Here is a 25448-nt window from a genome sequence, read left to right as displayed (position 1 = left end):
TTTGCCGCTTTGTAAGGGAAACGGGCGTCCGATGGAAGATCAGCGCACTTCGTCGGCGAAATCGGCGCCCATGATGTCGCGCAGCGCGTCCATCTGCGGGGCCAGCCGGGCCTCCAGTGCGGCCACGGCCGCGGGGGGCGGCATCGGCCCGTCGGGATTGGCAAAGACCTTTTGCCTCAGGTTGCCGTAAAAGCAGGGGCCCAGCCCCAGATGCGCCTCGACCGCGTCCATGACCTTGTGGGGGGCCCGCGCGATCTGCCCGAAGGGCAGGACCAGCATGTCGGGATAGCGCTTCAGCCAGCGCGGCAGATAGGTGGCGTAATCGCCGCGTTCGTCCAGGATGGGGTTCGCGACCTCGGCCAGCCAGTCGGCCTCCGTCGCGGGCGTGCGCTTTTCGCGGCGCAGGTTCATGCGCAGCTGGGATATGGCCCGATCGACCGGGTGGCGGATCAGATAGATCACGCGCGCCTTGGGCAGCAGGTCATGGACCGCCTGCACCCCCTCGTCGGGCAGGCCGGAATATTCGGGAGTGAAATCCATCGGCATCGCGTGTTCGGGCGCGGGGGCGAAGACGCGCTTGTACCACTGGTTGTGGAACATCTTGCCGCTGGTGATGGCGGTCAGATAGGCGTCCAGTTCGGGCACCAGATCGACCTTGCGCATCTTGTGGCGGTCGCGGATCTCCTGCGGCTTGTTGCGATAGTGCCAGGCGATCCAGCGGCGGTGTTCGGGGATGTGCAGGTGGTTGAAATACTGCACCTCCTTGAAGGGCGGTATCCAGACCTGCGGGTGCTGGCCCAGCATCTGCGCCAGCCAGCTGGTCCCGGCCTTCTGCGCGCCGATGCACAGCGCGCCGGGCTTGCGCGGCTGGCCTTCGGGGTCAAAGGCCGGGCTGATCGCCAGCGTGGTCAGCAGCCGGTCCATCGATGCGTCCCCAAAGGTCATACTCGCCCGCCTCATCCACGATCACGTCCACCATATCGCCCGGCTTCAGCGCGTCAAACCCCTGATCGATGAACAGGTTACCGTCGATTTCAGGCGCATCGGCCTTGGTCCGGCAGGTGGCGCCATCCGCATCGACCTCATCGACGATCACCTGCATCCGGGTGCCGACCTTGGCCTCCAGCTTGGCGGCGCTGATGGCCTGGGCCTTTTCCATGAAGCGGTCATAGCGGTCCTGCTTGACCTCCGGGTCGACATGGTCCGGCAGGTCGTTGGCGCGCGCGCCACGCACGTTTTCGTACTGAAAGGCGCCCACGCGATCCAGCTGCGCCTCGTCCAGCCAGTCCAGAAGGGTCTGGAACTCTGCCTCGGTCTCTCCGGGATAGCCCACGATGAAGGTCGAGCGCAGGGTGATCTCCGGGCAGACCGCCCGCCATGCGGCGATCTCGTCCAGGGTCTTCGCCGCCGCCGCCGGGCGGGCCATGCGGCGCAGCACGTCGGGATGGGCATGCTGGAACGGGATGTCCAGATAGGGCAGCACCAGGCCCCCGGATTCAGAATGGGCCGCCATCAGCGGGATCAGGTCGCGCACATGCGGATAGGGATAGACGTAATGCAACCGCACCCAGGCGCCAAGCGAGCCCAGATCACGCGCCAGATCGGTGATATGCGCGCGATGCCCGCGTTCGGTGTCGTGCTTGCGGTCCAGGCCATAGGCGCTGGTGTCCTGCGAAATCACCAGCAGTTCGCGCACCCCGGCCTGCACCAGCTTTTCGGCCTCGCGCACCACGGCATGGGCCGGGCGGCTGACCAGACGGCCGCGCATGTCGGGAATGATGCAGAACTTGCACTTGTGATTGCAGCCTTCCGAGATCTTCAGATAGCTGTAATGGCGCGGCGTCAGGCTGACCCCGCTGGCCGGCAGCAGGTCGATGAACGGGTCGGGCTGCGGCGGGACGGCGCGGTGCACCGCGTCCAGCACCTGTTCGTATTGATGCGGGCCGGTGACGGCCAGAACCTTGGGATGCGCGCCGGTGATATAGTCGGGCTCGGCGCCCAAGCACCCGGTGACGATTACGCGGCCGTTCTCGCGCAGCGCCTCTCCGATGGCGTCGAGCGATTCGGCCTTGGCGCTGTCCAGAAACCCGCAGGTGTTGACGACCACGGCATCCGCGCCGTGATAGTCGGCGCTGATCGCATAGCCCTCGGCCCGCAGGCGGGTCAGGATGCGTTCGCTGTCGACCAGCGCCTTGGGGCAGCCCAAGGACACCATGCCGATGGTCGGCTGTCCCTCGCGACGGTCATCGGGAACGCGGGCACGGGCAAGGTCGGGGCGGATGTCGGGCGGATTCTGCTGCATCGCCCGCAGATATGCGATTCGCGGGCGCGGGGAAAGACCGTTCCGCCGTCAGGCCGCGCTCAGCGGCGGCCCATGAAGCGGCGGACGATCTTGAAGATGGCAAACAGCTTGAGCAGTCGGAACATGGGGGCGTCTCCAATAAGGGTTCGCATCGCCAACGCCGCCACCCCGCAACCGGTTCAACCCGCAGCGCGTTTCAGCAGCAGCCCGCGTGGTCCGTCGCTGGAACGTGATTTCACCCCGGGCCCGAAAAAGGACCAGATGTCGCCATGAGAACAGCCCGCCGCCTTGCCCTGATCCTGATCGCCGCGCTGACGGCCGCCAGCCCCGCCTTGTCCCAGCAGCCGCAGGGCATCCAGCGCGCGGGCCAGTTTATCGACGTCTGGAACCACCGGGGCGGCAACGTGCTGCAGATGGTCCAGACCCGGCAGGAGCTGGAATCCTCGGGCCGCACGGTGCGCATCCGCGGCTATTGCCGGTCGGCCTGCACGATCCTGACGACCATGCCGAACGCCTGTCTGGGGCCGCATGCGCGGATCGGGTTCCATGCCCCGCGCATCCCCAACACCCAGATCATCCCGCCCTATGTCGATCAGATCATGGGCAACTATTATCGCGGCGGCATCCGCGACCGGTGGTTCGGCGGCTGGAACCGGTCGATGGAGATGCAGGTGATCAGCGCCCGCGACTACGTCCGTCTGGACCCGCAGGCGCGCATCTGCGACAGCATCCGCCCCTAGTCGCGCAGCCGCCAGCCGGTCGCAAAGATGCGCCGGATGATGGCCAGGCAGACGATCACCATGATGCCCACCGCGACCAGCGACACGCCCACCGGCACGTCGGCCAGCCCGAAGAACGACCAGCGGAACCCCGAGATCAGGTAGAGGACGGGGTTCAGTTTCGCGACCCCCTCCCAGAAGGGCGGCAGCATGCTGGCCGAGTAGAAGGCCCCGCCCAGAAACACCAGCGGCATGATGACCATCATCGGCACGATCTGCAGCTGTTCGAACGATTTTGCCCACAGCCCGATGATGAAGCCCAGCAGGCTGAACGCGACCGAGGACAGCACCAGGAACCCGACCATCCAGAACGGGTGCAGGATATGCACCCCCACAAAGGCAAAACTGGTCAGCAGGATCACCAGCGCGATCAGGATCGCCTTGGCGGCGGCGGCGCCGACGAAGCCCATCGTGACCTCGATCCAGCCGACGGGGGACACCAGGTATTCATAGATCGTGCCGCTGAATTTCGGGAAATAGATGCCAAAGCTGGCATTGCTGACGGCCTGCTGCAGCACGGTCAGCATCATCAGGCCGGGCACGATGAAGGCCGCGTATTCGACCCCCTCGACCGACTGGATGCGCCCGCCGATGGCCGCGCCGAAGACCACGAAATACAGCACCGTCGACAGCACCGGCGATGCCAGCGACTGCCAGATGGTGCGGAAAAAGCGCATCATCTCGTGGTGAAAGATCGCCCGGATGCCGGGCCAGTTCAGACCGGTCATGCCGCGTCCTCCGAAACAAGGGAGAGGAACACGTCCTCCAGGCTGGATTGCCGGGTGGACACGTCGCGCACCGTGATGCCGCGCGCCGCCAGATCGCCCAGCAGCCGCGCGATGCCGGTGCGTTCGGCCCGCGTGTCGTATTCAAACGACAGACGCCGCCCGTCCGCCGCCAGGGTCAGGCCGCGCCCGGCCAGATCGTCGGGGATCGCCGCCAGCGGCTGGTCCAGGTCGATCGACAGGGTCTTCTTGCCGAAATCGCCCATCAGCTCGGCCGTGGGCTTGACCAGCAGCAGGCGGCCCTTGGCGATGACGCCGATACGGTCGGCCATCTCCTCGGCCTCCTCCAGATAATGCGTGGTCAGGATGATGGTCACGCCCTCGCGGCGCAGATCGCCCACGACCTCCCACATCTCGCGGCGCAGCGCGACATCGACGCCGGCGGTGGGTTCGTCCAGAAACAGCACCTTGGGTTCATGCGACAACGCCTTGGCGATCAGCACCCGGCGCTTCATGCCGCCCGACAGCTCTCGCGTGGCGGCGTCGCGCTTGTCCCACAGGGCCAGGGCGCGCAGGATGCGTTCGATATAGGCCTCATTTGGGGGCATGCCGTACAATCCGCGGGTAAAGCGGACGCAGTTGATCACCTTTTCGAAGGGCTCCAGCGCGATCTCCTGGGGGACCAGGCCGATCAGCTTGCGCGCGGCGCGCCAGTCGGTGCGGATGTCGTGCCCGCCCACGCGGACCGTGCCGCCGGTGGGCGTGACCAGCCCGCAGATGATCGAGATCAGCGTCGTCTTGCCCGCGCCGTTCGGGCCCAGAAGGGCGATGATCTCGCCCTCGTCGATGGTCAGGGTCACGTCGTCCAGGGCCTTGGTGCCGCTGCCGTATTGCTTCGACAGATGGTCGATGTCGATGATCGCGGCCATGCGTCTCTCCTGTGGGGTCTGTTGAGGGGCAGGGGCGCGCGGCCACGGCTGTCCGGTTCTGGCAGATAGGCGCTCTGCCGCCTGATTGCCAGTGGCGCGCCCGATCAGCCGGTCAGAACCCCCCGGCTCATGTGCCGTTTGCGCCCGAAACCGGGGCTGCGGGTGACCGCAAAACCCGCCTCGGCCAGGGCGCCGCGCACATGGCCCGCTGCGGTATAGGTCGCGAATGTGCCCCCCGGCACCGTATGGGCGGCGACCTGCGCCATCACATCCGCCCCCCACATCTGCGGGTTCTTGGCCGGAGAGAAGCCGTCCAGAAACCACGCATCCGCCGCCTGCCCCCAGGCAGGCAGGGTCTGGCGCACATCCCCTAGCACCACGGTCAGCGCCACCTGACCCAGCCGGATCACCCCCTGCCCCCAGCCGCCCCGCAGCGCTGCCGCCAGATCGGCCAGTTCGGGGAAGGCCGCATGGGCCTGCTCCAGCTGCGCCCGGCTCATCGGAAAGGCCTCGAAACTGGTCATCCGCACCGGCACCTGCGCCACCTGCGCCAAGGCCAGCGCGTTCAGCCCGGTGCCGAACCCGGTTTCGGCCACGTGGAACCCCGAGGTCAGGCGCGCGGGCAGATCGTTGCCGGCCAGAAAGACATGCCGCGTCTCCTCCAGCCCGCCGGACAGGCTGAAATAAGGGTCGTCGAACCGCTGCGACACGGGAACGCTGCCGTCGCGCCAGTCCAGCGCAGGCTCGTCATCGGGGCGGGGATGGGTTAGGTCGCTCATGATGCATCTGTCGGGAAAGGGCGCGGCTTTGGCAAGGGTGATCCATGTGGCGGGCGGCGGCGTCTTCGGGCTGGCCGCGGCCTGGGCGCTGATCCGGCGCGGCGCGCAGGTCACCGTGTTCGAGGCCGCGACCATCGGCGCAGGCTCCTCCGGCGGCCATGTCGGCGCCCTGGCCCCCCACGCGCCCGACCCCTGGAACACCAAAAAACAGCTGCAGCTGGACAGCCTGCTGGCCGCGCCCGCCTTCTGGGCCAGCGCCGAACAGGCGTCCGGCCTGCCCACCGGCTATGCCCGCACCGGCCGGCTGCAACCCGTGCCCGACATGGAAACCGCCGCCCGCCTGCCCGCCCGGATCGAGGCCGCCGCCCGCCACTGGCCCGCCGCCATGGGCATGACCCTGACCCGCGACCCCCAGGGCCCGCTGATCCCGCCCAGCCCCACCGGCCTGTGGCTGACCGATGGCCTGACCGCCCGCCTGAACCCCCGCGCCGCCCTGCTGGCGCTGGCCACGGCGATCCGCGCCGGGGGCGGCCAGATCCACGAACACACCCCCGCCCCCGACGACCATGCCCCCACGCTCTGGGCCACCGGCACACCCGGCCTGATGGCGCTGAACAGCGCGCTGGACCGCAGGATCGGCCAGGGGGTCAAGGGCCAGTCGCTGCTCCTGTCCCACGCCGCCCCCGACGGCCCCCAGGTCTTTGCCGACGGGCTGCACATCGTGCCCCATGCCGACGGTACCACGGCCATCGGCTCGACCTCGGAAAACACCTGGGACCACCCCGGCCCCGACGATCAGGCCCAGACCCTCCTGACCCGCGCCACCGCCCTCTGCCCCACACTGGCACAAGCGCCCATCCTCAACATCTGGGCCGGCCTGCGCCCCCGCGCCCGCTCGCGCGCGCCGATCCTGGCGCCCTGGCCCGGCCGCCCGGGCCACCTGATCGCCAATGGCGGCTTCAAGATCGGCTTCGGCATGGCCCCCCTCATCGCCGACCTCGCGGCAAAAATCATGCTCGACGATCACACCGACATCCCCGACCTCTTCACCCTCCCCTGACCCTTCTTCTTCAGAAAAATATCCCGGGGGGAGTCCGCAGGACGGGGGGCAGCGCCCCCCTTGCCCGCTTGCCACCCACGCGCCCCCCGCGCACACTCGCCAAAACCAGCCGGAGCCCGCGATGACCCGCCTCGACCACGCCTTCACCGCCATCGACGCCGCCAATGCCCAGGACCCGAACCTGGATGACGGCCAGCCCGCGAACCTGCTCTATGGCCAGCGCATGACCGCGGAACAGCAGCGCCTGTTCCCGGATGCCTCGGACGCGCTACGCATCGCTTGTCGCGGCCAGCATGTCGAACGCTGGCTGCTTCCACGGGCCGACTATCCGATGAACCGCCCCGGCTATCTCGCGTGGCGCCAGGAACAGGGACGCCGCCATGCCGACCGCATCGCGGGCATCATGGCCGATGCGGGCTATGACGACGACGACATTGCCGATGCCCGCCGCATGCTGACGAAACAGGGCATCAAGCGCGATCCTCAGGTCCAGGCACTGGAGGACGTGATCTGCTTCACCTTCATCCGCTGGTATCTGGGCGATTTCATGGCCGAACAGCCCGACCACAAGATCCCCCGCATCATCGAAAAGACCGCTCGCAAGATGTCGGCCGATGCCCGCGCCCGCGCCCTGGCAGAATTCCCCATGCCCGATGCCCTGGCGCAGTACTTCCACGACGCCGATCAACCGCAGATCCTGTCGCGTGCCGTCATCGTCTCGCATGGCCAACCCGGCGACCCCGCCCCCCAACAGCAAGCCATCGAAGCTTTGGCCGCCCAGGTCGCCGCCCACGCGCCGGGCGTCGAGGTCATGGGCGCGACGCTCGCCGACCCCGACGCCCTGCCCCGCACCTGCCGCAGCGACTGCATCATCTATCCGATGTTCATGGCCGAAGGCTGGTTCACCGGCATCGAACTGCCCCGCCGCCTGACCCAGGCCGGCGCGCCGGGCGCGCATATCATGCGCCCCTTTGGCACCGATCCGGGCCTCGATGCGCTGGTCGTCGAAAAGGCGCGTCAAGCGGCGGACGCCCAGGGCTGGGCGCTGTCCGACACGACCCTGCTGCTGTCCGCGCACGGCTCGCAGCGCGGCCAGGCCAGCCACGACATCACCATGGCGCTGGCCACCCGCATCGCACCGCATTTCGCCCGCGTGGTCGCGGGCTTCGTGGAACAGGAGCCGTTCATCGCCGACGCCGCCCGTGGTCTGGACCGCGCCATCAGCCTGCCGCTGTTCGCCCTGCGGGCCGAGCATGTGACCGACGACCTGCCTCAGGCGCTAGATCAGGCAGGCTTCACCGGCCCGCGGCTGGACCCGGTGGGTCTGGCCCCCGAAGTGCCCGCGATGATCGCAGCCTCCATCGCGGCAGAAGTTTCAAGCTTGAAATGATTTCGGACCCGTGCCAGCCTGCATCGCAGGAGGTGGCACGGGATGAAGATTCTCTGTCTGGGCGGCGGGCCTGCGGGCCTCTATTTCGCGATCTCGATGAAGCTGCGCGATCCGTCGCATGACGTGACCGTGCTGGAACGCAACGGCGCGGGCGACACCTTTGGCTGGGGCGTGGTGCTGTCCGACGACGCCCTGTCGCGGCTGGAACGCAACGACCCGCCCTCGGCGCAGGCGATCCGCGACCACTTCATCTATTGGGACGACATCGCGGTCATCCGCGACGGGCACCGGCAGGTGTCGGGGGGACACGGTTTTGCGGGCATCGGGCGGCGGCAGCTGCTGATCCTGCTGCAGGAGCGCGCGCGCGAACTGGGCGTTGACCTCCAGTTCCGCACCGAATTCGACACCGCCGAAAGCTACCGCCGCGACTACGATCTGGTCGTGGCCTGCGACGGGCTGAACAGCCGCGTCCGCAGCGAATATGCCGAGGTCTTCCGCCCCGACATCGACATGCGCCGCTGCAAGTTCGTCTGGCTTGGCACGAAACAAAAATTCGACGACGCCTTCACCTTCATCTTCGAAAAGACGCCCCAGGGCTGGCTCTGGGCGCATGTCTATTCCTTCGACGCCGACACCGCGACCTTCATCGTGGAATGCGCGCAAGAGACCTGGGACGCGATGGGTTTCGAGGCCATGTCCAAGGAGCAGATCGTCGAGACCTGCCGCGCGGTCTTTGCGGATCATCTGGGCGGGCATGACCTGATGTCGAACGCGGCGCATCTGCGCGGCTCTGCCGTCTGGATGAACTTTCCCCGCGTCATCTGCGACCGTTGGTATCATGAAAACGTGGTGCTGATGGGCGATGCGGCGGCGACGGGGCATTTCTCGATCGGGTCGGGGACGCGGCTGGCGCTCGACAGCGCCATTGCTCTGGCGGACTACCTGCACTCCGAGCCCGACCTGCCCCGCGCCTTTCAACGTTATCAGGAGGAACGCCGGGTCGAGGTGCTGCGCCTGCAATCGGCGGCCCGCAACAGCCTGGAATGGTTCGAGGAGGTCGAGCGTTACCTGGACCTGGACCCGATCCAGTTCACCTATTCCCTGCTGACCCGCAGCCAGCGCATCGGCCATGAGAACCTGCGCCTGCGCGACCCCGATTGGGTGCGCGAGGCCGAGGACTGGTTCCAACAACAGGCCGGCGGCCAGCCGGGCCGGGCGCCGATCTTTGCCCCCTTCCGCCTGCGCGGCATGGCGCTGCGGAATCGCATCGTCGTCTCGCCCATGGCGCAGTACAAGGCGCGCGAAGGCTGCCCGACCGACTGGCACCTGGTCCATTACGGCGAACGCGCCAAGGGCGGCGCGGGTCTGGTCTTCACCGAGATGACCTGCGTGTCCGCAGAGGGCCGCATCACGCCGGGCTGTCCCTGCCTCTACGCGCCCGAGCATCAGGCAGCGTGGCGGCGGATCACCGATTTCGTCCATACGGAAACCGCAGCCAAGATCTGCTGCCAGATCGGCCATTCGGGCCGCAAGGGTTCCACCCGCATCGGGTGGGAGGGGATGGATCAGCCGCTGGAGGACGGCAACTGGCCGATCATGGCGGCATCCCCCCTACCCTGGTCCGACGGCAACGCCGTGCCGCAGGAGATGACCCGCGCCGACATGGAAGCGGTGACCGCGCAATTCGTTGCCGCGACCCGCATGGCCGAAGCGGCGGGCTTCGACATGATCGAACTGCACGCGGCACACGGCTATCTGCTGTCGGGCTTTCTGTCGCCGGTGTCGAACAGGCGCACGGATGACTATGGCGGCAGCCTGGAGAACCGCCTGCGCTGGCCGCTGGAGGTGTTCGCCGCCATGCGCGCCGTCTGGCCGGACGACAGGCCGATGTCGGTGCGCATCTCGGCCACGGACTGGACTGATGACGGCGTGACGCCCGATGAATCGGTGGCCATCGCGCAGGCGTTTCACGCGGCGGGGGCGGATATCATCGACGTGTCGGCGGGCCAGACGACGCCGCTGGCCCGGCCCGTCTATGGGCGGATGTTCCAGACGCCGTTTTCCGACCGCATCCGCAACCAGGCGGGGCTGGCCACGATGGCGGTGGGCAACATCACCGACGCGGATCAGGCCAATGGCATCCTGATGGCGGGGCGCGCCGATCTGGTGGCCATCGGGCGGCCGCATCTGGCCGACCCCTATTGGACGCTGCATGCGGCAACGGCCCTGCGCGATGGGGCGGACTGGCCCCTGCCCTATCACGCGGGGCGCGATCAGGCCCGCCGTCTGGCCGAAAAGCAGGCCGAGGAGATCCGCGCATGACCCGCATCCTGATCACCGGCGGCGGCAGCGGCACCGGCGCCGACATGGCCCGCGCCTTAGCGGCCCAAGGCCACGAGGTCATCATCACCGGCCGCGACGCGGCGAAACTGGACGCGGTGGCCGGGGGCCTGATCCGCGCCGTGCCGGGCGATGTCAGCGATGAGGATCAGGTGCGCGCGGTCTTTGACGCCGCCGGTCCCTGTCAGGTCGTCATCGCCAATGCGGGCATCGCCGAGGCCGCGCCCTTCGGCAAGGTCACGATGGAGCACTGGAACCGCATCATCGCGGTGAACCTGACCGGGGTGTTCCTGACCTTTCGGCAGGCGCTGGCGCAGATGGGACCGGGGGGGCGGATGATCGCGATCTGCTCGATCACTGGGGTGCGCGGGGCGGCCTATGCCGCGCCCTATGCGGCCAGCAAGCATGGGGTGATGGGCCTGGTGCGGTCGCTGGCGCTGGAGGTCGCAAAGAAGGAGATCACCGTCAACGCGATCTGCCCCGGCTATCTGGACACCGACATGACCCGCCGCAGCATCGCCAACATCATGGAAAAGACCGGGCGCGACCGCGACGCGGCGGTGGCCTCCGTGGCGGGCAAGAACCCGCAGGGGCGGCTGATCGCGCCGTCCGAGGTCACGGGCACCGCGCTGTGGCTGGCATCCCCCTCGGCGGCCAGCGTGAACGGCCAAGCCATCGTCCTGGACGGGGGCGAGAGCGCATGAGCGATCTGTCCAAGCGCCGGCTGAAGGCCTGGATCCGCCTGCTGGGCGTGACGCGGGGGGCCGAAAACCGCCTGCGCGACTATCTTCGCCGCGCGCATGGCACCACCCTGCCCCGGTTCGACGTCATGGCGGCGTTGTGGCGCAGGCGGGACGGGGTCACGATGTCCGAGCTGTCACGCCTGCTGCTGGTGTCGAACGGCAATGCCACGGCGGTCGTGGACCGGCTGGAGGCGGACGGCATGGTAAGGCGCGAGGCCGAGGACGGCGACCGCCGCCGCATCCGCGTGCGCCTGACACCCGAGGGGCTGGCCGCGTTCGAGACCATGGCCCTGGGCCACGAGGCCGAGGTCGACGCGATCTTTGGCCAGCTGTCCGAAACCGATCTGGACGCGCTGCGCGACATCCTGTCCCGCGCCGGGAGGCACGCATGAAACCCGTCACCATGGCCGCGCTGGCGCCCGAGCATTTCCTGTGGGAAGTCACGGACCGCATCGCGGTGATCCGCCTGAACCGCCCCGAGCGCAAGAACCCCCTGACCTTCGACAGCTATGCCGAACTGGGCGCCTGTTTTCGCATGCTGGCCCATGCGTCGAATGTGGACGTGGTGGTGCTGGCCTCGAATGGCGGGAATTTCTGTTCGGGCGGCGATGTGCACGAGATCATCGGCCCGCTCGTCGGCATGGAGATGCCCCAGTTGCTAGCGTTCACCCGCATGACGGGTGAGCTGGTCCGCGCGATGATCCATTGCGGCAAGCCGGTGATCGCCGCGGTCGAGGGGGTGTGTGTCGGTGCGGGCGCGATCATGGCGATGGCCAGCGACCTGCGGCTGGCGGCGCCGTCGGCCAAGGCCGCGTTCCTGTTCACCAAGGTGGGCTTGGCGGGCTGCGACATGGGCGCCTGCGCGATGCTGCCCCGCATCGTGGGTCAGGGCCGGGCGGCGGAACTCCTGTACACCGGCCGCGTGCTACGCGCCGAGGAGGGCGAGCGGTGGGGGTTCTGGAACAGCCTGCATGATGACGTGTTTGCGGCGGCAATGGATCTGGCGCGCGCGATCGCGGCGGGGCCCACCTGGGCGCATGGCATCACCAAGACGCAGCTGTTGCAGGAATGGACCATGGGCCTGGACCAGGCGATCGAGGCCGAGGCGCAGGCCCAGGCCATCTGCATGAGCACGCGCGATTTCGAACGGGCCTATCGGGCGTTCGTCGCCAAAGAGGTGCCGGTCTTCGAGGGCAACTGAGGGAACCGGGGCTCTGCCCCGGACCCCGGGATATTTGGGTGAAGAAGAAGATGGATCGCAGCTTTCTGGATTGGCCGTTCTTCGAGGATCGGCATCGGGTGCTGGCCCAGGGGCTGGAGGATTGGGCCACGGGCGCGCTGCCGGTGGATCACGCGGATGTGGACGGGGCCTGCCGGGGGCTGGTGCGGGCGCTTGGCGACGCGGGCTGGCTGGCGCATTCGGGGGGCGAGGCGCTGGACGTGCGCGCGCTGTGCGTGATCAGGGAGACGCTGGCGCGCCATGACGGGCTGGCGGATTTCGCCTTCGCCGTGCAGGGGCTGGGCATGGGCGCCGTGACGCTGTTCGGCAGCGGGGCGCAGCGGGACTGGCTGGAGCGGACGCGGGCGGGGCGGGCGATTTCGGGCTTTGCGCTGACCGAGCCGGGGTCGGGGTCCGACGTCGCGCGGCTGGCGACCACCGCGCGGCGCGACGGTGACGGGTGGGTGCTGGACGGGGAAAAGACCTATATCTCGAACGGTGGGATCGCGGATATCTATGTCATTGTCGCGCGGACCGGGGAGGCTGCGGGTGCGCGGGGGCTGTCGGCCTTTCTGCTGCCTGCCGAGACGCCGGGGTTGGAGGTCGTGGAGCGGATCGCGGTGATGGCGCCGCATCCGCTGGCACATCTGCGGCTGACCGGGGTTCGGCTGCCCGGTGACGCGCTGATCGGCCAGCCGGGTCAGGGGTTCCGCATCGCCATGACGGTGCTGGACCATTTCCGGCCCACGGTCGGCGCCGCGGCCTTGGGATTTGCGCGTCGGGCGCTGGACGAGGCCCTGGCGCGGGCGAGGTCCCGCCAGATCTTTGGCGCGCCCATGGCCGAGCTGCAGATGGTTCAGGGCCATCTGGCCGACATGGCGGTCAAGGTCGATGCCGCCGCCCTGCTGGTCTATCGCGCAGCCTGGGCCAAAGACCGGGGCGCGCCCCGCATCACGCGCGAGGCGGCGATGGCCAAGCTGTACGCCACCGAGATCGCGCAGGAGGTCATCGACCAGGCCCTGCAGCTGCATGGCGGCGACGGCGTGCGGACCGGCATGGCGGTCGAGAGCCTGTACCGCGAGATCCGCGCCCTGCGCATCTATGAGGGGGCCAGCGACGTGCAGCGCGTCGTCATCGCCCGCAGCATCCTGGAGGGCAAATGACCTATACCCGCACCATTCCCATCGAATTCTGCCATTGCGACCCGGCGGGGATCGTTTTTTACCCCCGCTATGCGGAGATGGTGAACCACATGGTGGAGAACTTCTTCCTGGAGGTCGTGGGGCATGGGTTTGGCCCGATGATGGCGGCGGGTCAGGGGATGCCCACCGTCGCGCTGGAGATGGCGTTCCGCAAGCCCGCGCGGCTTGGCGACCGGCTGGACTGGACTTTGGCGGTCGAGCATCTGGGCCGGACCAGCGCGCGCTTTCTGATCCGCGCCGAGGATCGGGTCGAGGCGCGCGCCACCGTGGTCTGGATGGCGCGCGATTTCACACCGTCCCCATGGCCCGAAGACATCCGCACCATTCTGGAGGCGCATCATGCATGAACCCCTGCATCCGGCGACGTGGAAGCGCGCCTCGGGCTATTCCAACGGGATCATGGCGCGGGGGCGGATGATCTTTACAGGCGGGCTGGTGGGCTGGGACGCGGATCAGGTCTTTCAGACCGACGATTTCGCGGGGCAGGTCCGGCAGGTGCTGGAGAACATCGTGGCGGTCCTGGCCGAGGGCGGTGCAGGGCCCCAGCACCTGGTGCGGCTGACCTGGTATGTCACGGACAAGCACGAATACCTTGGCGCGCTGCGCGAGGTGGGGGCGGCCTATCGCGACGTGATCGGGCGGCACTACCCCGCCATGGCGCTGGTGCAGGTCGTGGCGCTGGTCGAGGACCGCGCCAAGGTGGAAATCGAGGCCACGGCCGTGGTGCCGGATTAGGGGGACGGTCATGCTGGGACCAAGCGGGCACGAGGACAGCTTTACGCGCGACAACCTGCCCCCAGAGGACGCCTGGCCGCGGATCGAGCTGGCCGGTTTCGACTATCCCGACTGGCTGAACGTGGGGGCGGAACTGACGGACCGCATGGTCGATCGCGGGTTCGGCGACCGGGTCGCCCTGGTCGGCAACGGGCGGGCGCGGACCTATAAGGAACTGTCGGACTGGACCAACCGGCTGGCCCATGCGCTGGTCGCCGATTACGGGCTGCGGCCCGGCAACCGGGTGCTGATCCGGTCGGCGAACAACCCCGCGATGGTCGCCTGCTGGCTGGCCGCGACCAAAGCCGGGGCGGTGGTCGTTAACACCATGCCCATGCTGCGCGCCAAGGAGCTGCGCCAGATCATCGACAAGGCGCAGGTCGACCTGGCGCTGTGCGACACCCGCCTGATGGACGAGATGCAGGCGGCGGGGGCGGTGCCGATCGTGGGGTTTGACGGGACGGCCAATCACGACGCCGATCTGGACCGGGCGGCGCTGACGAAACCGGTGCGGTTCGACGCCGTGCGGACCGGGCGGGACGATGTGGCGTTGTTGGGGATGACCTCGGGGTCCACCGGAGAGCCCAAGGCCACGATGCATTTCCACCGCGACCTGCTGATTATCGCCGACGGCTATGCGCGCGAGGTGCTGGGGGTGACGCCCGACGATGTCTTCGTGGGATCGCCGCCGCTGGCCTTCACCTTCGGGCTGGGCGGGCTGGCGGTGTTCCCGCTGCGCTTTGGGGCCAGCGCGGTGCTGCTGGAGAATGCGTCGCCCCCGAACCTGATCGAGATCATCGAACGCCACCGTGCCACGGTCTGCGTGACCGCACCCACGGCCTATCGGGTGATGCTGCGCGCAATGGATCAGGGCGCGGACCTGTCCAGCCTGCGCGTGGCGATCAGCGCGGGGGAAACCCTGCCCGCGCCCATCTGGCAGGACTGGCACGACCGCACGGGCAAGCCTATGCTGGACGGGATCGGCGCGACCGAGATGCTGCACATCTTTTTGACAAACCGGCTGGATGACAGCCATCCGGGCTGTACCGGGCGGCCCGTGACCGGATACCGCGCACGGATCGTCGACGACGCGGGCCATGAGGTGCCGCGCGGAGAGATGGGGCGGCTGGCGGTGATCGGGCCCACGGGCTGCCGCTATCTGAACGATGCGCGGCAGGCGGAGTATGTGCAGGACGGCTGGAACCTGACCGGCGACACCTTCTGGCAGGACGAGGACGGGCGATTCCATTTCGCGGCGCGCTGCGACGACATCATCGTGTCGTCGGGCTATAACATCGCCGGGCCGGATGTGGAGGCCGCGCTGCTGGCGCACGCGGACGTGCTGGAATGCGCGGTGATCGGCGCGCCGGACCCGGAACGCGGCCAGATCGTTGAGGCGCATGTCGTGCTGGCCCCCGGTGTGGCGCCCGACACCGCGACCGCGGAGCGGTTGCAGCGGCATGTGAAGGATGCGATCGCGCCCTTCAAATATCCCCGCCGGGTGGTGTTCTGCGAGGCCCTGCCCAAGACCCAGACCGGCAAGATCCAGAGGTTCAGACTGAAGCAATGACCATCGACCCTGCACAAGAAGGCGCCCGCATGTCGTTCGACGGGCGCATGTCCTATGGCGATTACCTAGGGCTGGACCGGCTGCTGACGGCCCAAGCCCCCCTGTCGGATGCGCATGACGAGATGCTGTTCATCATCCAGCACCAGACGTCTGAATTGTGGATGAAGCTGGCCCTGCTGGAGATGGGGGCGGCGCGGGACCGGATCGCCGCGGGCGACCTGCGGCCCGCCTTCAAGATGCTGACCCGCGTGGCGCGGATCATGGAGCAGCTGAATTCGGCCTGGGACGTGCTGCGCACCATGACGCCGTCGGAATATTCGACCTTTCGCCCCGCTTTGGCCGAAAGCAGCGGGTTCCAGTCGCATCAGTACCGGATGATCGAATTCGTCGCGGGCAACCGCAACATGGCGATGATCGCGCCCCATGCGCATCGCCCCGACCTGGCGGATGCCCTTCGGGAGGAGGCCGGTCGGCCGTCGCTGTATGATGAGGTTCTGGGGCGGCTGCGGGTGGCGGGGTTCGACGTGGCCCCGCGCCCGGCGCTGGACGCGCCCCATGCGCCGGACGCGGCGGCGCGCGCGGCCTGGGCCGAGGTCTATCGCGATCCGGCGCGGTATTGGGAGCTGTATGAGCTGGCCGAGAAGCTGGTCGATTTCGAGGATTACTTTCGCCGCTGGCGGTTCAACCATGTGACGACGGTAGAGCGGATCATCGGCTTCAAGCGCGGATCGGGGGGCACGTCGGGGGTGAACTATCTGCGGCGGATGCTGGACGTGGTGCTGTTCCCCGACCTGTGGGAGCTGCGGACCGAGCTGTGAGCAAGGGGGCGGACGGCCGCACCTGACCGGCCCTGACGGGCCGGGGTCGCGGCCGTCGGTGGCGCCCGGACCTGCGGTCCGGGCGCGGTCGGTCCGATGGGTCAGGCGGCGGGGCCGTAATAGGCGTAGCTGCCGGCGGTGGTGAAGCCGAGGCTGGCATAGGTGGTCTGGGCCGTGGTGTTCGCACGGCTGACGGCGAGGGCGATGCGCGTAGCGCCCAGATCCTGCGCCCAGAGGGCGGCCTGGCGCATCATCCAGCCGGCGAGGCCCTGGCGGCGGAAGGCGGGCAGGACCTCGACCGCGTGGACCATCGCGGTCCGGTCGTGCAGCGCGACGAAGCCCGCGCCCGCGGCGCGGTCGCGGATGCGGCCCAGCAGGGCGGCCTTGGGCAGGGGCACGCGGTCCATCACTGCCTGGCGGGCGGGGGTGATGTTGCCGGCGGCCCAGATCTGGCGCTGGATCGCTAGGGGGGGCCAGATGGCAAAGGCGGTGACCGGGGGGATCGGCCGGTCGGTCAGCGCAGAGACTGGCGCGGCCATGACCAGCGTCGGGATATGGGCGGCCAAGCTCCGCGCGCTCAGGGCGGCGATCAGGTCCGCCTCGTCGTCCCAAGCGCGAAACAGCGGCGGTTGGCCCCAAGCGGCGTGCTGCGCGCAAGCGGCGTCGATATCGGCCTGGGTCCACGGCCCGACCGCGATGGCCGAGCTGACACGCCCGCCCGCGCCTGCGCCGCGCCCGACCAGGAAGCCGCCGCAGCGGACGGTTTCGGCGGCGGGCCAGGTCGCCTCGAAGGCGGCGGCCAGATCGGGGTCGGGGCGGCTCACAGGCCGATGCGCGTGCGCAGCGCGGCCATCGCCTGATCGACGCGGGTGGCGTCCAGGCCCCGCACGACTAGGTTCGTGCCCCAGCCCGTGTCGTCGCGGAAGGGGTAGGACCCCAGCGACAGGTCGGCGTAATCGGCGGCGACGGCCTTGAGATCCTCGGCCACCTCGCTTTCGCCGCGGCGGACCTCAACGGTCAGGGATTGCACCGGACGGCCCACGGGCAGCTGCGGGATCAGCCAAGCGACCATGGCGCGAAACACCTCGGGCACGCCCGCCATCACATGGGTCGCGCCGATGGAAAAGCCGGGCGCGGCCGACACGGCATTGTCGATCAGCGTGGCGCCCACGGGGATGCGTGCCATGCGCAGGCGGTTCTCGTTCAGGTCGACCCCCATGCGGTCGCAGCGTTCCTGCAGCAGGGCGCGGGCGTGGTCGTTGATCTCGACCGTGGTGCCATGGGCCGCGGCGACCGCATCGGCGGTGATGTCGTCATGCGTGGGCCCGATCCCGCCCGAGGTGAACAGCAGATCGTAGGCGCCCCCCAGCGTCCGGTCCAGCGCGCGGATCGCATCGACGATGCGGTCGGGGTCATCGGCCACGACGCGGATCTCCTGGAGGTCGATGCCGGTGGCGGTCAGCACCTGGGCCAGGTGGTGGGCGTTCCCCTCGCGCGTGCGACCCGACAGGATCTCGTCACCGATGACCAGGATGGCGGCTGTGGGGTTGTCGGACTGCATGGGGCTCTCCCTTGGGTGTGGCGCCTCATCTATGCCTGCGGGCGGGGCTGGAACAAGTGGGCGCGCGTCTCTATCTAGGGCGGCAGACAGAAAGGATCAGCGATGGACGAAGGCCGTATCACGAGGGAAGGCATCCGCCTGCACATGCCCGGGGATTTCGCAGGCATGCGGGCGGCGGGCGCCCTGGCCGCGCGGATCCTGGACGAGGTGGGGCCGATGGTCGCACCGGGCGTCACCACCGGCGCGCTGGACGACTTCATCCGCAACCGGGTGACGGAACTGGGCGCGACATCGGCCACGATCGGCTATCGCGGATACCAGCATGCCAGCTGCATCAGCGTGAACCACGTGGTGTGCCACGGCATCCCGGGCGACAAGAGCCTCAAGGACGGCGACATCCTGAACATCGACGTGACGGTGATCCTGGACGGATGGTTCGGCGATACCAGCCGGATGTACGTGGCGGGCAAACCCTCGCTCAAGGCGCAGCGGCTGCTGCAGGTGACCCATGACGCGCTGATGAAGGGGATCGAGGCCGTGCGTCCCGGCGCGACCTTCGGCGATATCGGCGCGGCGATCCAGACCTATGCCGAAGAACGCCGCATGTCCGTCGTCCGCGACTTCTGCGGCCACGGGATCGGGCGGGTGTTCCACTCGCCGCCCAACGTGCTGCATTTCGGGCGCGCGGGCAAAGGGCCGGTGCTGGAGGAGGGCATGTTCTTCACGATCGAGCCGATGATCAACCTCGGCCGCCCGGAAACCAAGGTGCTGGCCGATGACTGGACGGCGGTCACCCGTGACAAGTCGCTCTCGGCGCAGTTCGAACATTCGATCGGCGTCACGGCGGATGGCTGCGAGATCTTCACCCCGTCGGACCGGTTCTTCCCCGACCTGTCCTGACCAGTTGCGTCCCGCGGTGGCCGGGGGCGCTCCGCCCCCCGGACCCCCAGGGCCGTTGCGCCAGCACGACAAGCACGCAACACCGGCAAGGCGTCCTCCGCCCCAGGGGGCCCGGGGGGTGGAACCCCCCGGTCATCGCGGGACGCAATTGGTCAGGCGCGCCCCGCCGCCGCCGACAGCAGCGACGGATCGATCCCTTGCGCCCGCAGCGCCCTCTGCCACTTGTCCGCATGCGACAGATCGAAGATCAGATCGTCCGCCCCTTCTCCGGTCAGCCAGCCATTGGCCAGCATCTCGGTCTCCAGCTGTCCCGGCCCCCAGCCCGCATAGCCCAGGGCCAGCACGGCTGGCTTGGGGCCCTGTCCCTGGGCCAGATCCATCAGGATGTCGCGCGTCGTGGTCATCGCCAACGCCTGGCCGATGCGCAGCCGCCCCTCGGGGTCCTGCCCGTGTTCGGCCACCTTGTGCAGCACGAAGCCGCGCCCCGGCTCGACCGGGCCGCCAAAGCGGATCTCGATCGGGCGGGCATCCTCGTCCGCCTCGATGCCCAGCTGCTCCAGCAGGTCGGAAAAGCCGATCTCGGGCAGGGGACGGTTCAGCACCAGTCCCATCGCCCCCTCGTCCGAATGCGCGCAGACCAGCACCACCGACCGCTCGAATCGCGGATCGCTCATGCCGGGCATCGCGATCAGGATCTTGCCGGTCAGGTTCTGGACCGGTTGGGCGTGATCATGGGCAGGGTCGCGGGGGGTGCTGGTCATCATGTCTCCTTTTCATGACAGATCGGTGCCGCGCCCGGATGTTGCAACCCCTGCGCGCGATTGTGACTTTCCGGACCGGCCGGGCGGCGGCTAGGACAGGGCATGGCTCATGCCCCCCGCCTGCCCCTTGCCCCCACGCTGATCTGGGCACTGATGCTGCCCATCGCCAGCCTAGCCCAGACCGTGCCCGCCCCGCCGGACGCCCTCCCGCCGGGCCTGCAGGGCGCGCGGCTGCTGCCCGGCTGGACCGATCCGACAGGCGCGCGCATCCTGGCGCTGGAGCTGCAGCTGGAACCGGGGTGGAAGACCTATTGGCGCAGCCCCGGCGATACCGGCCTGCCGCCGCATCTGGACTGGACCGGGTCGGGCAATCTGGACCATGTGACGCTGCACTGGCCCGCCCCGCAGGCCATCCGCTCGGGCGAGGTGCTGGAGATGGGGTATCACGACCACCTGGTCCTGCCGCTGACCGCGCATCCGGTCGACCCCGGCCAGCCGGTCGATATCCGCGCCCGGATCGACCTAGGGCTGTGCAAGGACATCTGCGTGCCCGCAGGCCTGGACCTGACGGCGCCGCCCGTCGGCGACGCCCCCGATCCACGCATCACGGACGCCCTGGCCCTGGCGCCCGAACGGCGCGACGACAGCCCGGCCTGCCATGTCACACCCCTAACGGACGGCATGCGCGTCGCCATGGCCCTGCCCGACCAGGGCGCGACCCTGGCCGCGATCGAGCTGACCGACAGCCCGGACGTCTGGGTCTCGGGCGCCGATATCACGGATGGGCCCAGGGGCCTGCAGGCGGTGGTCGAGATGGTCGGCCCGACCGGCGCGCCCTTTGATCTGGACCGGCAGGCGCTGCGCCTGACGGTCATTCCGGCCGATGACGGCCCCGCGACCGAATCAACGGGCTGCGCGCCGGGCTGAGCCCGCCCCCGCCGCCACCAGAATCACCGCCAGCACCGCCAGATAGCTGAGCAGCGCCCCGCCCCCCGTCGCCGCCAGCGGCCACCAGTCGGGCACCGTCAGCCCCATCGCGGGCAGCACCGTCGCGGGCCCCAGCACCACGACCAGCGCGACCGCCGCCGCGGCCGCCGCGCCACGCATCACCCCGCGCAGCGGACCGTCGCGCAGGCTGCGGCGGAATCCCTGCCGCGCGCGGGCCAGATCGGCCCCCACGGCCAGCACCGCAGGCACCACCAGCAGCACCAGCACCATCCCGAACCCCAGCCCATAGGCCAGCGTCACCACCGTGGGTTTCAGGAACAGCGCCTGAGACGAGCGTTCGTACAGCAGCGGCGCCAGCCCCAGAACCGTCGTGGCTGTGGTCAGCAGAACGGGCCGAAACCGGTCCGCCACCGCGTCCAGGATCGCGGGGCGCAGGCCGCGGTCGCGCGCATAGGCATCAACGGTCGAGATCAGCACGATGGAATCGTTGATGATGATCCCCGACATGCCAATCAGACCCACGACGGAAAACAGGCTCATCGGCAGCGACCAGGCCGCATGGCCCCAGACCGCGCCGATCAGCCCGAAGGGAATGACCGACATCACCACCAGCGGCCGCGTCCAGCTGGCAAAGATCCAGGCCAGCACCATATAGATCCCGGTCAGCGCCAGCGCAAAGCCGATCAGCGCCTCGGACAGGAACTCCCGCTCCTGCTGGGCCAGGCCGGTCACGTCATAGGTGACGCCGAATTCGGCGGCGATGTCAGGCAGCAGGCGGGCCTGCAGATCGGCGGTGATCGCCGCCGCGCGGGCCGGGTCGTCGCCCGAGATGTCCCCGGTGACCGTGATCATCCGCTCTCCGTTCTCGCGGCGCACGACGGAAAACCCGGCCTCGGTTCCCACGGTGACGATATCGGCCAGGGGCACCCAGGCCCCCGACGCGGTGCGCATCTGCATGCGGTCCAGGAAATCGGCGCGGCGGTCATCCTCGGCCAGCTCGACGGTGATGGCGCCGGTGCGCGTGCCCTCGGGCCAGGTGGCGGCCTCGATGCCGCCAAGGCGCTGGCGCAATTCGCGCGCCAGGGCGTCTGTGGTGAAGCCCAGGGCCTCGCCCTGGGGCGTCAGGCGCAGCGCCAGCTCATCCTTGTCGTAATCCAGCGTGTCCTCCAAGGCGGACACCTCGGGCGCCTCGGCCAGCCGCGCCTTCAGCGCCTCGGCGGCAGCCTTCAGCGTCGCGGAATCCGCCCCCGTCATCAGCACCGAGATCGCGTCGCCTGCCGGCCCCGACCGGCCGCCGCGAAAGCTGATCGTCTCCAGCTGCGGGTCGGTGGGCATCGCCTCCTGCAGGGCGGCGACCAGCTCGAAGCTGGAATAGGGGCGGAAATCGGGGTCGATCAGCTCCATCTGGACGGCGCCCAGCAGGTCGGCATCCTTGGTCTCGGCCCCCGGCAGGGGACGGCCGGCATTGCCGCCGATCTGGGTCATCACATGCGTCAGCGGGCTGATGCCGTATTCGGCCTGATACTCGGCCGCGACGCGGTCCACGGCCTCCTGCACCAGGCCCATGACGCGCAGGGTGTCATCGCGGGACGCGCCCTCCAGCATGGCGAAATTGCCCGACACGCTGCCCTGTTCGGGCGAATCGAAGAACCGCCACGGCACCGACCCGCTGATCAGCGCCGAGGCCGACCAGGCAAAGCCCACCATGACCAGCGCCAGCACCGGATAGCGCGCGACCAGCACCAGCCGCGCCACGGGCCGCACCACCCCCGCCACAAAGCGGTCCAGCCAGCGGTTCACCCAGATCGAGGGCCGGTCATACCAGCGGTCCTTGGCCTGATGCGCCAGCGCATGGGCCATGTGGTTGGGCAGGACCAGGAAACATTCGACCAGGGATGCCACCAGCACCAGGATCACCGTCAGCGGAATGTCCGAGACCAGCGACCCGAACTGTCCGCCGATCAGCACCAGCCCGGCGAAGGCGATGATCGTGGTCAGGGTCGATGCGATGACCGGCGCGGCCATCGCCTCTGCCGCGCGTTCGGCGGCCAGCTTGGGCGCCTCGCCCAGCTTGCGGGCGCGGTAATCGGCATGCTCGCCCACCACGATGGCGTCGTCCACGATGATGCCCAGCGTCAGGATCAGCGCGAACAGAGAGATCATGTTGATCGTCATGCCCACCGCATACATCAGCGCCACCGCCGCCAGCAGCGCCGCGGGAATCCCCGCCGCGACCCAGATCGCCGTGCGCGCGTTCAGGAACAGGAACAGCAGCCCCACCACCAGCGCCAACCCCAGCAGCGCATTGTCCAGCAGCAGCGCCAGCCGGGCCGAGATCTGTTCGGCCCGCGCCCGCACCAGTTCCGCCGTGACCCCCTGCGGCAGGGTCGGCGACAGCGCGTCGACCGCCGCCTGCACGTCCTGCTGCATGCCGATCGCATCCCCCGAGGCGCTGCGCTGGACCGAGATCGTGACCGCCGGATTGCCGTTGACGAAATAGGCCACGCCCCGGTCGATGCCCGTGTCGCGGACCTGCGCCACGTCGCCGATGGTCAGCTGGGTGCCGTCGGGCAGCGCGGTCAGGACCAGATCCGCGACCTGCGCGGGGGTTCGCGTCTCGGCCCCCGTGCGCACACGGGATATGCCCGATGCCACATCGCCCGCAGGCGTGGGCGCCGCGGCGGCGGCGATGGTCGCGGCGATCTGGTCCAGCGTGATGTCATGGCGCACCAGATCGGCCATGCGCAGCTCGACCAGGGTTTCGGGGGCCGACAGGCCGGTGACGTTCAGCCGCGTGACGCCGCGCGCGTACAGGCGGTTCGTCAGATCGTCCGCGATGCGGCCCAACTGGTCCAGGCCGACCGGCCCCGAGATCACCACATCGGTCACCGAATCACGCCAGGCGCGGCGGGTGACCTCGGGGGTCTCGGCGCCGTCGGGCAGGTTGCCCGCCCCGGCGATGGCGGCGTCGACCTCGCCCGTGGCGCGGGACATGTCCCAGCCCGGCTCGAACTCCAGGGTGATGCGGGCAGAGCCCTGGCTGGACTGGCTGGTGGTCAGGGACACCCCCTCGACCGCCATCAGCGCGGGCTCCAGCACCGCCACGACCGACCGGTCCACATCATCGGCCCCGGCCCCGTCCCATCGCACGCCGACCTGGATCTGCTGGACGACCGTATCGGGAAAGAACTGCGCCCTGAGGCGCGGCGCGGCATACAGCCCCGCCACCACCATCACCGCCAGCAGCAGGTTGGCCAGGGTGGCGTGGCGCACGAACAGGCCGATCAGGCCGGGGCGCCTATCCACGGGTCGGCCCCCGTCCCTGCACGCGCTGGTCCGGGCCGCCCTGGGGCGCGGGGTCGCCCGCGTCGCGCACGCGGATGCCGGTGCCCAGTTGCGGCGCGCGTTCGGCCACGATCCGCGCGCCCGCCAGATCGGCGGGCACCGCGATCACCACCGCGTCGCCCTGACGGCGCAGCACCGTCACCGGCACCGTGCGCAGCCGCCCATCGTCACCCGCGACCAGCACCGCGCCGTCCGATCCGACCGCCGCGGCGGGGATGGTCGCGGCGCCCTCCAGCGGGGGTTCGGCAATCTGGGCGGTCACGAAATCGCCGGGCCGCAGCGCCTGCGCCCCTTGGGTCAGCCGCGCAAAGACCACGCGCCCCGCCGACCCTTCGGCGACCGAGGCCGAGGCCCGGTCCAGCACCGCCACCGCGTCACCCTGCCCGTCCGGCGTCACAGCGACAGCCTGCGGCAGCAGCCGGCCGTCAGGGCCGATCAGCCGCCCGAACTGCGCCAGAGACAGCGGGATCTGCACCTCCAGCGCGTCGGGGTCGATGATCGTGGCCAGCTGTTCGTTGACGCTGACCAGCGCGCCCTCGACCGCCGTCACGGCGGTGACGCGTCCGTCGAAACCGGCGCGCAGCTCGGTGTCCGTCAGGGCGCGGCGTGCCTCCGTCACGGCGATCTCGGCGCGGCGCAGCGCGTTTTCGGCGGCGGTCACGGCGCTTTGCGCATCGGCCAGGGCGGCGCGGCTGGCAATCGCGGCCTGCGCCGCGCTGGAGGCCGCAAGTTCGGCCGTCTCACGGTCCAGGCTGGTGCCCAGACCGCGTTCCGCCAGCTGGGCCTGCCGGGTCACGGCGGCCTCGCGCAGTTCGGCCTGACGTTCGGATGCCGCGACGTCCTGGCCCGCGATATCCACGCGGCGGCGCGCATCCTCCAGCACGCCCTGCGCGTCGGCGCGTTCCGCCAGGCTGCGGTCCAGCGCCGCCTGCGCCGCCGCAGGGTCGATGCGCGCCAGCAGCTGGCCCGCGACGACGGTGCCGCCCTCCTGCAGGGCGGGGTCCATCTGCACGATGCGCCCCCCGGCACCGGCGCGCAGCTGCAATTCGCGCCGCGCGCGGACCTGACCAAACACCTGCATCTGCGGCTGGACCCGGCCCGGTTCGACGGTCACCAGCCGCGCGGCATAGACCTGTTCGCCCCCACCGCGCACAGGACCGCCCGCGCCGTCGGCGGGGCTCATGGCGCGCCACAGCGTCGCCCCGGCCAGCATCAGCAGAGCCAGCGTCAGAAAGGTCAGGAACAGCCCCAGCAGGCTGCGGGTCAGGAAACGCATGCGGATGGTCCATCTATGGGATGGCCG

General features: G+C 69.4%; 24 protein-coding genes and 1 pseudogene. 15 read left to right on the top strand and 10 right to left on the bottom strand.

From position 1 onward, the window contains the following. Nucleotides 1-39: 39 nt before the first annotated feature. The gene (locus tag ABS73_RS04575) at nt 40-924 is read right to left on the bottom strand and encodes a sulfotransferase family protein (RefSeq protein WP_277021322.1); all 885 of its coding nucleotides are present in this window, start codon (nt 922-924) and stop codon (nt 40-42) included. After that, nucleotides 881-2302 (bottom strand): 30S ribosomal protein S12 methylthiotransferase RimO, encoded by a 1422-nt coding sequence (gene rimO, locus ABS73_RS04570; protein ID WP_277021319.1) that lies wholly within the window; start codon nt 2300-2302, stop codon nt 881-883. Before rimO ends, ABS73_RS04575 begins: the two co-directional genes overlap by 44 nt. Before the next feature lie 269 nt (nt 2303-2571). Here rimO and ABS73_RS04565 point away from each other — a divergent pair, with 269 nt between their 5' ends. Further along, complete coding sequence (locus ABS73_RS04565; protein WP_277021317.1) at nt 2572-3042, top strand: hypothetical protein; 471 nt, start codon at nt 2572-2574, stop codon at nt 3040-3042. On the opposite strand, the gene ABS73_RS04560 is transcribed toward ABS73_RS04565, so the two are convergent. From ABS73_RS04560 to mnmC2, 3 genes are all read right to left on the bottom strand, one after another. Then, nucleotides 3039-3809 (bottom strand): ABC transporter permease, encoded by a 771-nt coding sequence (locus tag ABS73_RS04560; protein WP_409780800.1) that lies wholly within the window; start codon nt 3807-3809, stop codon nt 3039-3041. The two genes, ABS73_RS04565 and ABS73_RS04560, sit on opposite strands and share 4 nt — an antisense overlap. Then, nucleotides 3806-4735: an ABC transporter ATP-binding protein gene (locus ABS73_RS04555; protein ID WP_277021315.1), complete on the bottom strand. Its 930-nt coding sequence runs from the start codon at nt 4733-4735 to the stop codon at nt 3806-3808. Before ABS73_RS04555 ends, ABS73_RS04560 begins: the two co-directional genes overlap by 4 nt. A gap of 104 nt (nt 4736-4839) precedes the next feature. Then, a complete protein-coding gene (gene mnmC2, locus ABS73_RS04550) occupies nt 4840-5514 on the bottom strand; it encodes a tRNA (5-methylaminomethyl-2-thiouridine)(34)-methyltransferase MnmC2 (protein ID WP_277021313.1) in 675 nt (224 codons plus the stop codon). A gap of 28 nt (nt 5515-5542) precedes the next feature. Here mnmC2 and ABS73_RS04545 point away from each other — a divergent pair, with 28 nt between their 5' ends. The 12 genes and pseudogenes from ABS73_RS04545 to ABS73_RS04490 all read left to right on the top strand — a co-directional run bounded on the left by ABS73_RS04545 (nt 5543) and on the right by ABS73_RS04490 (nt 16630). Continuing rightward, the gene (locus ABS73_RS04545) at nt 5543-6574 is read left to right on the top strand and encodes an NAD(P)/FAD-dependent oxidoreductase (protein WP_277021311.1); all 1032 of its coding nucleotides are present in this window, start codon (nt 5543-5545) and stop codon (nt 6572-6574) included. 121 nt (nt 6575-6695) lie between these two features. Beyond that, nucleotides 6696-7247, top strand: a pseudogene (locus ABS73_RS04540) (DUF4202 domain-containing protein); the annotation flags it as partial. After that, nucleotides 7221-7964 carry a CbiX/SirB N-terminal domain-containing protein gene (locus ABS73_RS16725; protein ID WP_338118596.1) on the top strand — a complete coding sequence of 248 codons (744 nt, stop codon included), beginning with the start codon at nt 7221-7223 and terminating at the stop codon, nt 7962-7964. The pseudogene ABS73_RS04540 and the gene ABS73_RS16725, both read left to right, overlap by 27 nt. A 42-nt stretch (nt 7965-8006) precedes the next feature. After that, nucleotides 8007-10286 carry a bifunctional salicylyl-CoA 5-hydroxylase/oxidoreductase gene (locus ABS73_RS04530; protein WP_277021308.1) on the top strand — a complete coding sequence of 760 codons (2280 nt, stop codon included), beginning with the start codon at nt 8007-8009 and terminating at the stop codon, nt 10284-10286. After that, nucleotides 10283-11008, top strand: coding sequence for an SDR family NAD(P)-dependent oxidoreductase (locus ABS73_RS04525; protein ID WP_277021305.1), 726 nt, complete (start codon nt 10283-10285; stop codon nt 11006-11008). The genes ABS73_RS04530 and ABS73_RS04525 overlap by 4 nt, the downstream gene beginning before the upstream one ends. After that, nucleotides 11005-11439 carry a MarR family winged helix-turn-helix transcriptional regulator gene (locus ABS73_RS04520; protein ID WP_277021303.1) on the top strand — a complete coding sequence of 145 codons (435 nt, stop codon included), beginning with the start codon at nt 11005-11007 and terminating at the stop codon, nt 11437-11439. Before ABS73_RS04525 ends, ABS73_RS04520 begins: the two co-directional genes overlap by 4 nt. Beyond that, nucleotides 11436-12248: an enoyl-CoA hydratase family protein gene (locus ABS73_RS04515; protein WP_277021301.1), complete on the top strand. Its 813-nt coding sequence runs from the start codon at nt 11436-11438 to the stop codon at nt 12246-12248. The genes ABS73_RS04520 and ABS73_RS04515 overlap by 4 nt, the downstream gene beginning before the upstream one ends. A gap of 50 nt (nt 12249-12298) precedes the next feature. Continuing rightward, nucleotides 12299-13429: an acyl-CoA dehydrogenase family protein gene (locus tag ABS73_RS04510; RefSeq protein WP_277021412.1), complete on the top strand. Its 1131-nt coding sequence runs from the start codon at nt 12299-12301 to the stop codon at nt 13427-13429. Beyond that, on the top strand, nt 13426-13815 hold the full coding sequence (locus ABS73_RS04505) for an acyl-CoA thioesterase (RefSeq protein WP_277021298.1): 390 nt from the start codon (nt 13426-13428) through the stop codon (nt 13813-13815). The genes ABS73_RS04510 and ABS73_RS04505 overlap by 4 nt, the downstream gene beginning before the upstream one ends. Further along, entirely contained in the window at nt 13808-14203 is a 396-nt protein-coding gene (locus tag ABS73_RS04500; RefSeq protein WP_277021295.1) for a RidA family protein, read from the top strand. The genes ABS73_RS04505 and ABS73_RS04500 overlap by 8 nt, the downstream gene beginning before the upstream one ends. 10 nt (nt 14204-14213) lie before the next feature. Continuing rightward, nucleotides 14214-15812 (top strand): AMP-binding protein, encoded by a 1599-nt coding sequence (locus tag ABS73_RS04495; protein ID WP_277021292.1) that lies wholly within the window; start codon nt 14214-14216, stop codon nt 15810-15812. Next, nucleotides 15809-16630: a tryptophan 2,3-dioxygenase gene (locus ABS73_RS04490; RefSeq protein ID WP_277021289.1), complete on the top strand. Its 822-nt coding sequence runs from the start codon at nt 15809-15811 to the stop codon at nt 16628-16630. Before ABS73_RS04495 ends, ABS73_RS04490 begins: the two co-directional genes overlap by 4 nt. A 101-nt stretch (nt 16631-16731) precedes the next feature. Here the strand turns inward: ABS73_RS04490 and ABS73_RS04485 are convergent, their stop codons facing one another. Together ABS73_RS04485 and ABS73_RS04480 are read right to left on the bottom strand one after the other, a co-directional pair. Continuing rightward, nucleotides 16732-17454, bottom strand: a complete 723-nt coding sequence (locus tag ABS73_RS04485) for a GNAT family N-acetyltransferase (protein ID WP_277021288.1) — start codon at nt 17452-17454, stop codon at nt 16732-16734. Beyond that, entirely contained in the window at nt 17451-18191 is a 741-nt protein-coding gene (locus ABS73_RS04480; RefSeq protein ID WP_277021286.1) for a competence/damage-inducible protein A, read from the bottom strand. Before ABS73_RS04480 ends, ABS73_RS04485 begins: the two co-directional genes overlap by 4 nt. 102 nt (nt 18192-18293) lie before the next feature. Here ABS73_RS04480 and map point away from each other — a divergent pair, with 102 nt between their 5' ends. Further along, nucleotides 18294-19091: a type I methionyl aminopeptidase gene (gene map / locus ABS73_RS04475; RefSeq protein WP_277021284.1), complete on the top strand. Its 798-nt coding sequence runs from the start codon at nt 18294-18296 to the stop codon at nt 19089-19091. A gap of 152 nt (nt 19092-19243) precedes the next feature. Here map and ABS73_RS04470 read toward each other — a convergent pair whose 3' ends face one another. Next, a complete protein-coding gene (locus ABS73_RS04470) occupies nt 19244-19852 on the bottom strand; it encodes a YqgE/AlgH family protein (RefSeq protein WP_277021282.1) in 609 nt (202 codons plus the stop codon). A 102-nt stretch (nt 19853-19954) separates the two neighbouring features. Here ABS73_RS04470 and ABS73_RS04465 point away from each other — a divergent pair, with 102 nt between their 5' ends. After that, the gene (locus ABS73_RS04465; RefSeq protein WP_277021279.1) at nt 19955-20779 is read left to right on the top strand and encodes a protein-disulfide reductase DsbD domain-containing protein; all 825 of its coding nucleotides are present in this window, start codon (nt 19955-19957) and stop codon (nt 20777-20779) included. Here the strand turns inward: ABS73_RS04465 and ABS73_RS04460 are convergent. Both ABS73_RS04460 and ABS73_RS04455 read right to left on the bottom strand, forming a co-directional pair. Further along, on the bottom strand, nt 20756-24106 hold the full coding sequence (locus ABS73_RS04460; RefSeq protein WP_277021276.1) for an efflux RND transporter permease subunit: 3351 nt from the start codon (nt 24104-24106) through the stop codon (nt 20756-20758). The genes ABS73_RS04465 and ABS73_RS04460 overlap by 24 nt on opposite strands. Further along, nucleotides 24099-25421 carry an efflux RND transporter periplasmic adaptor subunit gene (locus tag ABS73_RS04455; RefSeq protein WP_277021273.1) on the bottom strand — a complete coding sequence of 441 codons (1323 nt, stop codon included), beginning with the start codon at nt 25419-25421 and terminating at the stop codon, nt 24099-24101. Before ABS73_RS04455 ends, ABS73_RS04460 begins: the two co-directional genes overlap by 8 nt. Between the last annotated feature and the right edge of the window lie 27 nt (nt 25422-25448).

The organism is Paracoccus sp. SCN 68-21, assembly GCF_001724535.1.
In the GTDB taxonomy this organism is placed as follows: domain Bacteria; phylum Pseudomonadota; class Alphaproteobacteria; order Rhodobacterales; family Rhodobacteraceae; genus Paracoccus; species Paracoccus hibiscisoli.
Note: the sequence above shows the minus strand (reverse complement) of the source record. Positions and strands in the feature narration are given on the sequence as shown.

Bases quoted from the DNA above. Each gene is read 5' to 3' on its own strand.
- ABS73_RS04505 (WP_277021298.1), top strand. From the start codon at position 13,426: ATGACCTATACCCGCACCATTCCCATCGAATTCTGCCATTGCGACCCG.
- ABS73_RS04515 (WP_277021301.1), top strand. From the start codon at position 11,436: ATGAAACCCGTCACCATGGCCGCGCTGGCGCCCGAGCATTTCCTGTGG.
- ABS73_RS04455 (WP_277021273.1), bottom strand. From the start codon at position 25,421: ATGCGTTTCCTGACCCGCAGCCTGCTGGGGCTGTTCCTGACCTTTCTG.
- ABS73_RS04490 (WP_277021289.1), top strand. From the start codon at position 15,809: ATGACCATCGACCCTGCACAAGAAGGCGCCCGCATGTCGTTCGACGGG.
- mnmC2 (WP_277021313.1), bottom strand. From the start codon at position 5,514: ATGAGCGACCTAACCCATCCCCGCCCCGATGACGAGCCTGCGCTGGAC.
- ABS73_RS04520 (WP_277021303.1), top strand. From the start codon at position 11,005: ATGAGCGATCTGTCCAAGCGCCGGCTGAAGGCCTGGATCCGCCTGCTG.
- ABS73_RS04465 (WP_277021279.1), top strand. From the start codon at position 19,955: ATGGCTCATGCCCCCCGCCTGCCCCTTGCCCCCACGCTGATCTGGGCA.
- ABS73_RS04495 (WP_277021292.1), top strand. From the start codon at position 14,214: ATGCTGGGACCAAGCGGGCACGAGGACAGCTTTACGCGCGACAACCTG.
- ABS73_RS04480 (WP_277021286.1), bottom strand. From the start codon at position 18,191: ATGCAGTCCGACAACCCCACAGCCGCCATCCTGGTCATCGGTGACGAG.
- ABS73_RS04470 (WP_277021282.1), bottom strand. From the start codon at position 19,852: ATGACCAGCACCCCCCGCGACCCTGCCCATGATCACGCCCAACCGGTC.
- ABS73_RS04560 (WP_409780800.1), bottom strand. From the start codon at position 3,809: ATGACCGGTCTGAACTGGCCCGGCATCCGGGCGATCTTTCACCACGAG.
- ABS73_RS04555 (WP_277021315.1), bottom strand. From the start codon at position 4,735: ATGGCCGCGATCATCGACATCGACCATCTGTCGAAGCAATACGGCAGC.
- rimO (WP_277021319.1), bottom strand. From the start codon at position 2,302: ATGCAGCAGAATCCGCCCGACATCCGCCCCGACCTTGCCCGTGCCCGC.
- ABS73_RS04500 (WP_277021295.1), top strand. From the start codon at position 13,808: ATGCATGAACCCCTGCATCCGGCGACGTGGAAGCGCGCCTCGGGCTAT.
- ABS73_RS04565 (WP_277021317.1), top strand. From the start codon at position 2,572: ATGAGAACAGCCCGCCGCCTTGCCCTGATCCTGATCGCCGCGCTGACG.
- ABS73_RS04530 (WP_277021308.1), top strand. From the start codon at position 8,007: ATGAAGATTCTCTGTCTGGGCGGCGGGCCTGCGGGCCTCTATTTCGCG.
- map (WP_277021284.1), top strand. From the start codon at position 18,294: ATGGACGAAGGCCGTATCACGAGGGAAGGCATCCGCCTGCACATGCCC.
- ABS73_RS04510 (WP_277021412.1), top strand. From the start codon at position 12,299: ATGGATCGCAGCTTTCTGGATTGGCCGTTCTTCGAGGATCGGCATCGG.
- ABS73_RS16725 (WP_338118596.1), top strand. From the start codon at position 7,221: ATGCCCGATGCCCTGGCGCAGTACTTCCACGACGCCGATCAACCGCAG.
- ABS73_RS04575 (WP_277021322.1), bottom strand. From the start codon at position 924: ATGGACCGGCTGCTGACCACGCTGGCGATCAGCCCGGCCTTTGACCCC.
- ABS73_RS04525 (WP_277021305.1), top strand. From the start codon at position 10,283: ATGACCCGCATCCTGATCACCGGCGGCGGCAGCGGCACCGGCGCCGAC.